This is a genomic window from Psychrobacillus sp. AK 1817, assembly GCF_008807035.1.
Classification (GTDB): domain Bacteria; phylum Bacillota; class Bacilli; order Bacillales_A; family Planococcaceae; genus Psychrobacillus; species Psychrobacillus faecigallinarum.
The window spans coordinates 1,338,812-1,351,320 of the sequence record NZ_CP031739.1 but is presented as its reverse complement, the minus strand read 5'-3'; the positions used below and the strand labels follow the sequence as shown (position 1 = coordinate 1,351,320).

Below are 12,509 nucleotides of genomic sequence, written 5' to 3'. Positions count from 1 at the left end.
CTTATATTTTCATTTATTTATTTCAATAGATTTTCAAATGTCTCATCTAGTTGTTCCTGAGTTAAAATTACTAGAGATGAGCCACCCTTCGTGTCCTCAGAGATTGCTTTTTGAATGTCTTCCTCTTGATAAAGTTCGACGATGCGAAGATAGGCTTCGTTGTCTTTGTCTTCTCCGCGAGCTGCTATTAAGTTAACGTAAGGATAGATAGATTCATCTTCTCCAGCCTCTCTATAAATAGGATCTTCTCCAGGGGAAAACCCAGCCTGGCCGGCAACGCCATTATTGATAATGGAGGCAGCAACGTCCGGTAATACTCGTGGAGTTTGTTGAGCAACCATTGGAATGATATCTAAATTTAGTGGGTTTTCTACAATACCAGTGGGATCTCCGAATAGCCCAAAATCATCTGATAGTGTGATTAGCTTTGCAGACTCTAAAAGACGAAGAGCACGCGCTTGGTTAGCTGGGTCATCTGGGATAGCAATTTTATCTCCTTTTTTTATTTCATTTATGTCTTTAATTTTTTCCGAATAAACTCCTAAAGGTGCAAACATTGTAGAGCCGATTGGAACAATATCATTGCCACTTTCCTTCACGTATTGGGATAGGAAGGATAAGTGTTGGAAAGCATTTAAATCGATATCTCCTTGAGCCAATGCATTATTCGGTAATGTATAATCTGCAAATTCTACTAGTTCAATTTCAATGCCTTCCTTAGCAGCTTTCTCTTGTAAAATTGGCCATTGAATGCCGTCTGAACCATTTACACCAATTTTCACTTTAACTGTATCTTTATCTGTAGCAGCGGATGAGTCACCACAAGCCGCCAGTATTAAAGCAGTTATTAGAGCGAAAAATAATAAACTAAATTTTTTCATCAAAATCTCTCCTTATCTTCTCATGAATTTTTTTGACAAAGCATTTCCTAACCATTGGGCAAGCTGAACAAGAATAATAAGAATAATGACTGTTACAAGCATTACGCTTCCGTCAAAACGTTGATAGCCGTATGTCATAGCAATATGACCGAGACCACCGCCACCAACAGTTCCTGCCACTGCTGAAAAGTCTATTAAGCTAACAGTTATAAATGTTAATCCTAGGATAAGAGGCCCTAAAGCTTCAGGTATTAATACCGTAAATATAATGCGTAAGGGACTTGCTCCCATTGCTTGCGCTGCTTCAATAACACCCGGATCTATACTAACTAAGTTGTTTTCAACTACTCTAGCAATCGAAAAACTAGCAACAATTGTCATGGGGAAAATTGCAGCTGCTGTACCTATTGTTGTTCCCATTACTAATCTTGTAAGCTGTGAAATAGCTACTAAAAAAATAATGAAAGGTATCGGACGTATGATATTGATCAAAATATTTAAAACTTGAAAAACTAATTTATTTTCTAATATGTTCCTTTCACGAGTGACAAACAACAGTAATCCAATAGTTATTCCTAAAATAGAGCCGAATATAAGGGTGGCGATTACCATTATGATTGTTTCGCCTGTCGACTCCACAATTCTTGGCCAAAAAGTACTCCAATCAACCTTCATGCTTTGCCACCTCCTTTATATCCACAATAGTTTCTAATTCTGCAATCGCATGTTGAATAGCGACTGGATCACCTTCGAACGAGATAACTAAGTCTCCAAACAGTCTTTCCTGCAATTCGCGTATAGAGCCGTATACAATATTAAAATGAACTTTGTGCTTCTGAGTTATATGCGATAAAACCGCTTCGTTAGTGATCTCACCTTTAAAAATCACTCGGTAGAAGCCATTGCCGCCTCGAGCACGCCATTCCTCTAATATCCTTGGGGAGGGAAGGTCCTGCTGTACGGATTGGATAAAACGCTGTGAGGTAAGGTGCTGTGGATCGGTAAAGACATCGAACACATCTCCCGATTCAATAACCACACCGTCCTCCATCACTGCTACTCTTTGACAAATGGACTGGATAACGTGCATTTCATGAGTAATCAATAAAATGGTTATACCAAATTCTTTATTGACCTTTTTTAGAAGTCTAAGTATTTCACCAGTAGTTTCTGGATCTAAAGCAGAGGTCGCTTCATCACAAATTAAAATATCTGGGGATGTTGCTAGTGCACGAGCTATTCCTACTCTTTGCTTTTGTCCCCCAGATAGCTGACTTGGATAATCCTTTGCCTTGTCAGAGAGGCCTACAAAACTTAATAGCTCATTAACACGTGTATCAATTTCACTTTTACTAAGACCAGCAAGCTTTAATGGGTAAGCGATATTACCAGCAACTGAACGAGAATGGAATAGGTTAAAGTTTTGAAAAATCATACCGATATTTCTTCTTCTAGTTCGTAGGTCTTTTGAGGACAAAGAATTTACATCAATGTCCTGAATAAATACGGAGCCCTTAGATGGTCGTTCCAACATATTCACTAATCTAAGGAGTGTACTTTTCCCAGCTCCACTAAACCCAATGATTCCAAATATTTCTCCTGCATTAACTTTTAGAGAGACATTTTTAACGGCATGCACCTCCCGTTTGCCAAGACGAAAAGTCTTGGAAACATTTTTAAACTCAATCATTCACAACAACCTCCTTATGCATCATCATTCGTTACAGACAAATGATAGTCATCTACCTTTCTATCACGAGAAAAAAGAGCTTCCATTTTCTTATCTAATAAACGATAAGAAAAAGAAAGCTCTTCAAAATATACGAAAAACCAACTTTTCTCATCTTTCAAGCATTACGCTTGCAGGAGTTGGCACAGTATTCAAATGAACCTGTTGCCGAAACGTCATAGGGCCTGATCCCTCGGTTTCTCTAGATAAGAAAGTGATGTGCTATTTAATTGTTGTAAGAATTGTTTTCAACTTTAAACAATCAAAACCTAGTAGTCAAGTATATTTAAAAAGTAAAATAATTCAGATTATTAAAATAATAAACTATAAATGGCTAGAAACCCTATAGTGCCTAAGACGACAATCATTACGTTTTGAAACAAAAAAGCAAGCGCAAAGGCAACAATAGAACCAAAGACACCAAATAATATATTGCCTTCTTGTATGTATATAACAGCAGGAAATATTAATGCTCCTAAAACAGCATAGGGGATATTACGTAAAACACCAGAGATAACAGGAGGGAGCTCCTTACCTTCCAAGAAGGTTAAAGGGAACGCCCGAGGGATATAAGTCACAATTGCCATACCAAGAAGCATCCACCAATACCAATCACTCATTCATTAAACTCCTTTCGGTAAACTTTTTTGTTTTCTTGCATAAACAATTTCAACTATGATAGAAGAAGCAAGAGTCGCAACCAAAATGGACCATCCAGTCGATAGCAAGCTAGTCCAATAAAAAAAAGCATTAATTAGCGCGGCTATTAGGGCTAACATAACAACTTTTCGGTTACCCTTCATAGATGGGACCAATAGACCGATGAACATTGCATATAAAGCGATTGCCATGGCGGCTTGAAGGAAAGCGGGAAGATTAGCCCCGATAACATGACCTATCGCAGTGAAAACAACCCAACTAGTGTAAGCAATAACGACAACACCAAATGCGAAGGGGGTTGGAATCTTGTCTTCTTTCTTAGTAGCAAGAACAGAGAAGGCTTCATCTGTAATTCCAAAAGCATAAATTCCTTTGATCCATCTTTTTTCACTTTGCATCTTTTCATTCAATGATGCCGTCATAAGGAAGTGACGAATGTTTACTACAAAAGTATTTAACACAATTAAAATCGGATCTACCGATTTTGTGATAAGAGTCAAAGACATGTATTGAGCAGCTCCCGCATATACAAAAAGGCTCATGGCAGTTGCCTCTAACAGAGACAATCCAGATGTTTTTGCCAATAGTCCAAAGGTTAATGCAACTGGAAAATATCCTATAGCGATGCTTGATCCATCTCGGAGTCCTTTTAGAAAATGCTTATTCACAAAATATTCACATCCTTTTTTACATAATGAAAAAATTATACTATAAGAAAATAGTTTTATGTATAAAATAAAAGGGAAAAGTACAAATATACATAGGCGGAGGAGAGAAATATGCCAGATTGGTTTTCTTTAGACACACTCACTAATTTAACGCATGACTATCGAGCACTCGGACCGATATTTGGTATTTTACTGCCCTTTCTAGAAGCTTTTTTACCATTTTTACCTTTAGTAGTATTTATTGTGGCAAACGTAGCAGCCTATGGGTTGTTATTTGGTTTTTTAATATCATGGGTTGGTTCCTTCGTTGGAGCTTATACAGTATTCCTAGTCATTAGAAAATATGGACGAGCACGCGTATTAGGTTTTATAACTAGGCATGAAAGAATACAAAAATTAATATTATGGGTAGAGAGAAATGGTTTTGGTCCACTGTTCTTATTGATATGTTTTCCTTTCACTCCTTCTGCCTTGGTAAATATAGTAGCTGGATTGTCAAATATTAAAAAGCATACATATTTATGGACGGTAGCATCCGGTAAACTGATTATGATTTTTGTTGTGAGCTTTATCGGGTCTGACCTTAAAGCGCTTGTGACCCAACCAATTCGAACAGCAATAGTTGTTATTGTCATTGCAATATTATGGTTCATTGGAAAGCGAGTGGAAAAAAGAATTGAAAAGAAAGTAGAAGATGATTTTAGAGGCATCAAGGCCAAAAGAAAGAGAAAAAGAGGAGAGACATTTGAGTAAATTAAAGCAGGAGACAATTGAATGGGTAATTGCCATAACAATTGCTGTAGCTATAGTACTCGTAGTTCGACTGTTTATTGTAACTAATTATGAAGTTAGTGGTAAGTCAATGATGCCCACGCTTTCAGATCAAGACAGGGTCCTAATTAGTAAGATTTCACCGATTAACCGCATGGACATAATTATTTTTAACAATGGAGAAGAAGATTTCGTCAAACGTGTCATTGGTGTACCTGGAGATACGATTAAATATGAAAATGATGAACTATTCGTAAACGGAAAAAAGGTAGATGAGCCTTTTTTAAAGGGTAACATCGCATATAATAATCCAGACGAGCACTTTACAGAAGACTTTGAATTATATGATTTAACGGGTTATAAAACTGTACCCAAAGGTAAACTATTTGTACTTGGGGACAATAGAATGGCCAGTCTCGATAGCCGCTATTTTCATTTTATAGATAAAGATGAAGTTATTGGTGAAGTGAAGATGAAGTATCTTCCAATAGCTGATGCAACGTTTAATTTTTCATCCGAATAATTTCCCTCACTCGATTATGTTTTGTACAATGAGAGTAGGGAATTATTCGGTTTTTTTATGAAAGGAGCTAGTTTAGCTTGTCATTACGAATTATTAGTGGTCGATCGGGCTCTGGTAAAACAAAATTTATGCAGGAAGAAATCGTCCAAACAGTAAAAGCGGCTCCGATTGGAGACCCTATTTTTTATATAGTTCCTGACCAAATGTCTTTTTCCAGTGAATATGACTTGGCTGCAGACTCAGGGTTAAGCGGAATCATCCGCGCTCAAGTGACCACCTTTAAACGGCTTGCCTGGCGAGTCCTCCAGGAAACAGGGGGAATCGCAAAAGAAGAGATTAGCGGTTTCGGTTATCGTATGCTCATCCGTAGCTTGCTAGAGGAAAATAAAGAGGAATTCACTTTATTTAAGCGTGCCTCTACTAAACGAGGATTCACAGATCAAATAGAGGTTTTACTAAAGGAGTTTAGTCGGTATTGCTTAGATTATTCTTCGATGAGCCATGCAGTTAGTGACTTAAGGGCTGTAGATGCGCCTCAAACATTGTTAGACAAATCATCTGACATCATGATGATGTTAGATTTAATAGAGCAGAAGCTAGGAACGAGCTATGTAGATGGAGAGGGATATTTAACTCTGCTTGCCAATAAGATAGAAGACTCGTATTTACTAGAAACTGCTGAAATTTATATTGATGGTTTTACCTCTTTTACACCAAGAGAGCTTGAAATAATTCAAGCGTTGATGAAGAAAGCAAGAAGAATTTCTATCGCTTTTCCACTAGAGAGCCTGTCTGATGCTTATGATGAGCAATCCTTGTTCTTTCAGCCTGCCAATACAGCAGGTAGATTAATAGAGATGGCTCAGTCGGTGGATGTAGAAGTTGAGAACACAGTTCATTTTAGCGAGCAAAGAAGGTTTGTTGCTGCGGAGCTAGCTCATATCGAAGCAAACTATGATCAATTGCCACCAACAGAAATTGTCTCTAAAGGAGCTTTAAGGCTTACAGAGGCGATGAATAAACGTGCAGAAATTCATGCGGTAGCTAGACATATCAGAGACTTAGCTCAGTTTAAAAGCGTTAGATATAACGAGATTGCTATATTGCATCGTGATGCAGAAAACTATGAGGGACTAATTGAGACAACTTTTCCGCAATATGAAATTCCATTTTTCATAAGTAAAAAGAAATCCATGCTACATCATCCTCTCATCGAGCTTAGTAGAACAGTTTTAGAGATTATTCGAACGGATTGGAAATATGAACCCATGTTCCGGGCTATTAAGACTGATCTCTTTTTTCCGCTAGATGCGCCTAAAACGATGTGGAGGGAACGTGCTGATCGCTTAGAAAATTTTGTTTTGTCATTTGGTATATACGGCGATCGTTGGTTTGATGAACGAAGATGGACTTATAAAAAGTATCGTGGATTGGAGTTTTATTCGAAAGTCCAGACTGATGAAGAACTGAGTATACAAGCGGAGATCCATGCAGTAAGAGATGTTCTCATTCAACCTATTAAGAAGCTGGCTGATTCCTTAGGCGAATGCAGTACAGGAAAAGAAATAGCCACTGCACTCTATACCTTTATGGAATCCTTGCAGGTTTATGAAAAATTGCAGAGTCTCAAAAAAGCGGAGGAGGAGAGCGGACAGCTACTGTTGGCTACAGAGCATGACCAGGCATGGAACGATTGGGTCGATGTGCTTGACCAGTTTGTTTTAATGTTTGGGGAGAAAGAAATGTCACTAGAGGAAACGATGAAAATCCTCGATGAAGGCTATGACCAGCTGACCTTTTCTCGAATTCCTCCTACAATAGATCAGGTAATCGTAGGAAACGTAGATACTGCACGCCTGACAAATATAAAAGCTGTATTTGTAGTTGGTGTAAACGATGGTGTGTTCCCAAAAAGAATAGATCATGAGGGGTTGCTTTCCGATACTGAGCGGGAGTGGTTTTCTAAAGTAGGCTTTGAGCTAGCGCCGACCTCTCGGATGAGATTGCTCGATGAAAATTATTTGACGTATAAAGCTTTTGCGACTCCTTCTCATTATTTGTATGTATCTTATGCTATTGCTGATAGTGAAGGAAAGGCTCAGCTGCCTTCTATGTATATTAGCAAGCTTCAACAGTTAGTAGATGGTGTTTCATTGGAATTAGCTGTAATCGATCCTTCTGATATTAAAGATCCGAGCTTTGATATCACATTAATTAGTCATCCTAGAACAACTCTGGCGTATTTGTCGATGCAGCTCCGTCAGGCTTTACAAACCGGTGAGTTGGCGGATGCATGGCAGGCAGTGTATCAGTATTATATGGAGGACCCATACTGGTCCACACTCTTAAAGCGAATTATTAGACCGATGCTTCGTGGAAACAAAACCGAGCTATTGTCTCAGGATATAACCGCTGCGTTATACGGTGAAACTATCAATTCAAGCGTTTCGCGTGTTGAAAAGTATTATAGCTGTCCTTTCGCTCATTTCGCAGGCTACGGACTAAAGTTGGAGGAGCGAGCAGAGTATCGCTTGGAGGCACCAGCTATGGGCGACTTATTCCATGCTGCTATGAAGTGGATATCTGACGAGACATCACGCTTAAATTTAACGTGGGGCCAGCTAACTAAAGCAGAGTGCATGCAGCTTGCAAAGAAGGCTGTAGACCATATAGTTCCGGTATTTGTACATCAGCTCTTGTTAAGTACAAATAGATATCGTTACATTCAACGAAAATTAGAGCAGATAGTAGGCAATACCTTAGTGGCATTAAGCAGACATTCACAAGTATCTGGCTTCGTGCCCATTGCCATTGAAGCTGGATTTGGTCCAGGTGAGATATTACCACCTATGGAAATTCCATTAAAAAATCGCCGTAAAATGCAGTTACGAGGAAGAATTGACAGGGTCGACGCTGCAAACGTGAATGGCAATATGTTCATGCGAATTATAGATTACAAGTCATCTAAGAAAGGCATTGATTTGAATGAAGTATATCATGGTATATCACTTCAGCTTTTAACCTATTTAGATGTAGCAGTAGAAAATGCAAAAATTTGGTTGCAAGAGGAAGCTGAACCAGCAGGTGTGTTATACGTGCATATGCATAATCCATTTATTCAAAGCCAGAAGGAACTTGAAGACACAGAGCTACAGGACGCTATTTATAAGTCATATAAGATGAATGGCTTGCTTTTGGATGATCCGGAGGTAGTTATGGAAATGGACGAGCAAATAGATGGATTTTCAAAAGTGATACCGGTTCGCATGAACAAGGATGGGAATCTTTCTAAATCCTCCTCTAAAGTAGTTGAACCAGAACAAATGAAACTTTTACAATCCTTTGTCCGTAAAAAACATGAACAGGCCGGTAACGGTATGAATGCGGGAGACACTCGAGTTTATCCATATGTCATGAAGGACAAGATGCCATGCCAATACTGCTCATACAAAAGTGTATGTCAATTTGACCCTCAGGATCCGGAGCAAAAGGTTCGAGTGATTAAAGTAGAAAAACCAGACGTTATAACGGAAAAGATTCAAAAGGAGATGAGTACAAATGAAGATTCCTAATATGCCGGCCGATTTAACATGGACACCGGCACAGTGGAAGGCAATCTGGGCTACTGGTTCAGATGTATTAGTAGCAGCTGCCGCAGGCTCTGGTAAAACAGCTGTACTCATCGATCGACTTATCCAGAAAGTAATTGCAAAAGAAAATCTGATTAATGTGGATGAGTTACTAGTAGTAACATTCACAAACGCTTCCGCAGCAGAAATGCGTCATCGAATGAGAGAGGCACTAGAAAAGGCAATCGTCTTAGATCCAGATTCTACTCATTTGAGAAAGCAGCTAACTTTGTTAAACAAGGCGCAAATTTCCACCCTGCATTCGTTTTGCTTAAATATCGTAAGGCAATATTCATATATGCTCACGATTGATCCTGGCTTTCGAATAGCGGACGATACAGAGGCAGCACTAATGCGAGATGATGTATTAGCCGAAATTCTAGAAGAAGCATATCAAACAGATAATCCGGAAGCCATGTATTTGTTATCCGATAGCTTTACTTCAGACCGTGATGACCAATCGATTGAAGTTATGATAGATAAACTCTACAGTTATGCTCGTGTTCATCCGGAGCCAAATAAATGGCTATTAGCGATTCCGATGGAATACGAATTAGATGAGCAGATGTCTATTGATGAGCTTCCGTTTATTGAACCATTGAAGCTTGCTTTGACTTATCAGTTGGAGGAAGCAATTGCCGTATCAGAGGAAATTAAAAGACTTGCTAATCTTCCGAACGGACCAGCCCCACTTGCCGATACTGCTATTAACGATCAAACCCTTATACAGGAAGCAGTCCGCTTGTTAAAAATGGGTACTTGGCAAGAAGTGTATTACTATTTTCAAGGGTTAAAATGGGGAAAAGCAGCATCTATTCGAAAAGATTCCTGCGATGAGGTGCTCAAAAAGCAGGCAGCGAATAAACGAAATAAAGTGAAAAAGATCGTAAATGATCTTAAGGATAAATATTTTACCCGTACACCTGAACGCTTATTAGAAGAAATGCGTCTAATGGCACCTCATTTAAAAACCTTAGTAGATTTGGCAATCTCTTATGGGGAAAGATATACTGCTGCAAAAAATGAAAAAGGTTTAGTGGATTTTTCTGACTTGGAGCATTATGCTCTGGAAATATTAACGGAGCGCGATGAGGAAGGTAATTTAATGCCTTCTGCTATAGCGGAGGATTACCAAGCTCGCTTTAAGGAAGTACTGGTCGATGAATATCAGGATACAAACAGACTCCAAGAGACAATTCTACAGCTAGTTAAGAGTGGAGAAGAACTCACGGGAAACATGTTTATGGTAGGAGATGTAAAGCAGTCCATCTATCGATTTAGACTTGCCGAGCCGATGCTGTTCTTAGGGAAATATCGAAAATTTAAAGAAGAGCCTTATGACTCAGGAGTTAAGATAGATTTAAATGCCAACTTCCGTAGCCGTCAAGAGGTATTGCACGGAACAAACTATATTTTTCAGCAAGTAATGGGAGAAAGTGTTGGAGAAATTGACTACGATGATGCTGCTTCCTTGAAGCCACAAGCTCCTTATGATGATAGAGATGCGGCCATTGAACTCGCCTTGCTATATGAGGTAGAAGATGGCAACGCAGAATCAGAGGAAGATGAGGATGATTTTAAAACAGTTGACGCTGAGGAGGAGTTAAAAAAATCTCAGGCAGAGGCTCGTTATATTATTTCTAAGATAAAAGAAATGATTGGCAGCGGTCATACTGTATATGATCCGTGGAAGAAAAAAGAACGGCCGTTACAGTATAGCGACATCGTTATTTTAATGCGCTCCATGACCTGGTCTCAAGAAGTCAACGAGCAATTTAAGGAAGCAGGTATTCCATTGTACGCGGAGCTTTCTAAGGGTTACTTTGAGGCAGTAGAAGTACTAATCATGCTACATACGCTGCGAACAATTGACAATCCATATCAGGATATCTCACTAGCTTCTGTTCTGCGTGCTCCATTCGTAGGCTTAACGGAATCTGAATTAGCTTTAATTAGACTAGCAGCGCCTAAGGAGCCGTTCTATGAGGCATTAAAAGTATTTGTCTCAAGTGGGGGTGCAGGACTGACAGTAGAAACTGCAGAGAAGTTGCAAAGATTTCTTCTGCAATTTGAGGATTGGCGGGATCTAAGTAGAAGAGGATCTCTAGCAGATTTAATCTGGCAAATATATTTAGATACACATTATTACGAAATTGTAGGATCTATGCCAAACGGTAAGCAACGACAGGCAAATTTGCGTGTTTTACATGACAGAGCAGTAACTTATGAAAAGACCTCGTTCCGTGGTCTCTTCCGTTTCCTTCGCTTTATTGATCGTATGAGAAAACGTGGGGATGACCTGGGAGCGGCTCGTGCTATCAGTGAGAAAGAAAATGTTGTTCGATTAATGACAATTCATTCGTCGAAGGGTCTCGAGTTTCCTGTAGTCTTTTTAGCAGGCATGGGCAGACCGTTTAACCAAATGGATTTCAATGAGTCGTATTTATTTGATCAAAACTTTGGGTTAGCAGTAAAGGCGATTGATCCTATAAAGCGTATTTCTTTTACCTCGTTACCATTTCTTGCGATTAAGGAAAAAAAACAGATGGAGCTAAAGGCAGAGGAAATGCGAGTTCTATATGTGGCGATGACCCGTGCCAAGGAACATTTATATTTAGTTGCTACGATCAAGGACCTGGCAAAAACATTGGAAAAATGGGAGGATTCTCAAACACTGCTGAGTGATGAAATGATCCCTGACTATGTACGAGCTAAAGCAAAAGGTTATTTAGACTGGATTGGTCCAGCTCTTGCTCGTCATCCAGACTATAAACAAGTATCTGAAGTAAACGAGGCCAATTTATTGGAGGGGCCTTCTAAATGGAACATTATCGCTAAGCCTATAGAAGACCTAAAAGTCCAGCATGTAGAGGAAGAAAAGGAGCAAGTAACGCTTTCCGAACTCATTAAAACGGAAGAGCCAGCGATGTTAGAGGATATCAAAAATATATTTGACACAATTTACCCATTTGAGGTTTCTACCCACAAGCGTTCAAAGCAATCAGTAAGTGACATGAAAAAACTTCAACTTTTGTTAGAGCGTGAGGATGAAGAGTTTTTTGGTCCAACTACAAACACTTTAAGTGACAAGACAGCAAAAAGACCATTCTTCTTGCAACAGGAAGAGAAGCTGACTGGTGCCGAGGCTGGTACCGCTGTCCATGCATTCATGCAAAACGTAGATTTAGATGAAAAGAAAACGTCGGAGCAAGTTTTAGCTTTTGCTGAGCGTTTAAAAGAGAGAGAGATATTAACTCCTGCGGAGCAAGCGGCAATAGACCCAAACAAGATGGTTGCATTCTTCCATTCAGAAATAGCGGATCGATTGAGAGCAGCTAAACAAGTAATGAGAGAATTTCCTTTCACATATGCTTTAGTTGATCCAGATGGTGACAAGCAAATTATTCAAGGGGTTGTAGATTGCTTGTTTCAAGAAGAAGACGGTCAATGGGTGCTGCTAGATTATAAGACAGATAGAGTAAAACATCTGCAAAATAATGAAGATCATTTAGTTCAGGAATTGAAAAATAGATACGAGCTACAGCTTTCCTTGTATGCAAGGGCTATTCAAGACATCATGCAAGTAGAGATAAAAGAGAGAGTTCTATATCTATTTGACATAAATAAAACTGTAACACTTTAGGGGGA

The 12,509-nt window shown here is 39.1% G+C and carries 10 protein-coding genes and 1 riboswitch; of the genes, 4 read left to right on the top strand and 6 right to left on the bottom strand.

Translation table 11 applies throughout. The features are described 5' to 3' along the window. Window positions 1-17: 17 nt before the first annotated feature. From D0S48_RS06945 to D0S48_RS06925, 6 genes are all read right to left on the bottom strand, one after another. Entirely contained in the window at window positions 18-881 is an 864-nt protein-coding gene (locus tag D0S48_RS06945) for a MetQ/NlpA family ABC transporter substrate-binding protein (RefSeq protein WP_151110830.1), read from the bottom strand. Window positions 882-893: 12 nt separating this feature from the next. Then, window positions 894-1,556: a methionine ABC transporter permease gene (locus tag D0S48_RS06940; protein WP_144537671.1), complete on the bottom strand. Its 663-nt coding sequence runs from the start codon at window positions 1,554-1,556 to the stop codon at window positions 894-896. Next, window positions 1,546-2,571, bottom strand: a complete 1,026-nt coding sequence (locus D0S48_RS06935) for a methionine ABC transporter ATP-binding protein (RefSeq protein WP_151110828.1) — start codon at window positions 2,569-2,571, stop codon at window positions 1,546-1,548. Before D0S48_RS06935 ends, D0S48_RS06940 begins: the two co-directional genes overlap by 11 nt. A gap of 14 nt (window positions 2,572-2,585) precedes the next feature. Beyond that, entirely contained in the window at window positions 2,586-2,732 is a 147-nt protein-coding gene (locus D0S48_RS20575) for a hypothetical protein (protein WP_154311266.1), read from the bottom strand. Continuing rightward, window positions 2,719-2,823, bottom strand: a riboswitch (SAM riboswitch). (Overlaps the previous gene by 14 nt.) 98 nt (window positions 2,824-2,921) lie before the next feature. Continuing rightward, a complete protein-coding gene (locus D0S48_RS06930) occupies window positions 2,922-3,230 on the bottom strand; it encodes an AzlD domain-containing protein (RefSeq protein ID WP_151110826.1) in 309 nt (102 codons plus the stop codon). A 3-nt stretch (window positions 3,231-3,233) separates the two neighbouring features. Further along, window positions 3,234-3,938: an AzlC family ABC transporter permease gene (locus D0S48_RS06925; RefSeq protein ID WP_151110824.1), complete on the bottom strand. Its 705-nt coding sequence runs from the start codon at window positions 3,936-3,938 to the stop codon at window positions 3,234-3,236. A gap of 111 nt (window positions 3,939-4,049) precedes the next feature. Here D0S48_RS06925 and D0S48_RS06920 point away from each other — a divergent pair, with 111 nt between their 5' ends. From D0S48_RS06920 to addA, 4 genes are all read left to right on the top strand, one after another. Further along, window positions 4,050-4,691, top strand: coding sequence for a TVP38/TMEM64 family protein (locus D0S48_RS06920; RefSeq protein ID WP_144537679.1), 642 nt, complete (start codon window positions 4,050-4,052; stop codon window positions 4,689-4,691). After that, window positions 4,684-5,232, top strand: a complete 549-nt coding sequence (gene lepB, locus D0S48_RS06915) for a signal peptidase I (protein WP_225215866.1) — start codon at window positions 4,684-4,686, stop codon at window positions 5,230-5,232. The genes D0S48_RS06920 and lepB overlap by 8 nt, the downstream gene beginning before the upstream one ends. A 77-nt stretch (window positions 5,233-5,309) precedes the next feature. Beyond that, the gene (gene addB / locus D0S48_RS06910; RefSeq protein WP_151110822.1) at window positions 5,310-8,804 is read left to right on the top strand and encodes a helicase-exonuclease AddAB subunit AddB; all 3,495 of its coding nucleotides are present in this window, start codon (window positions 5,310-5,312) and stop codon (window positions 8,802-8,804) included. Beyond that, window positions 8,791-12,504, top strand: a complete 3,714-nt coding sequence (gene addA / locus D0S48_RS06905) for a helicase-exonuclease AddAB subunit AddA (protein ID WP_151110820.1) — start codon at window positions 8,791-8,793, stop codon at window positions 12,502-12,504. The genes addB and addA overlap by 14 nt, the downstream gene beginning before the upstream one ends. The last annotated feature ends 5 nt before the right edge of the window (window positions 12,505-12,509 follow it).

What these genes read in the sequence shown, in the direction of transcription:
- D0S48_RS06945 (WP_151110830.1), bottom strand. Translation starts at nt 881, where the DNA reads ATGAAAAAATTTAGTTTATTATTTTTCGCTCTAATAACTGCTTTAATA.
- D0S48_RS06940 (WP_144537671.1), bottom strand. Translation starts at nt 1,556, where the DNA reads ATGAAGGTTGATTGGAGTACTTTTTGGCCAAGAATTGTGGAGTCGACA.
- D0S48_RS06935 (WP_151110828.1), bottom strand. Translation starts at nt 2,571, where the DNA reads ATGATTGAGTTTAAAAATGTTTCCAAGACTTTTCGTCTTGGCAAACGG.
- D0S48_RS06930 (WP_151110826.1), bottom strand. Translation starts at nt 3,230, where the DNA reads ATGAGTGATTGGTATTGGTGGATGCTTCTTGGTATGGCAATTGTGACT.
- D0S48_RS06920 (WP_144537679.1), top strand. Translation starts at nt 4,050, where the DNA reads ATGCCAGATTGGTTTTCTTTAGACACACTCACTAATTTAACGCATGAC.
- addA (WP_151110820.1), top strand. Translation starts at nt 8,791, where the DNA reads ATGAAGATTCCTAATATGCCGGCCGATTTAACATGGACACCGGCACAG.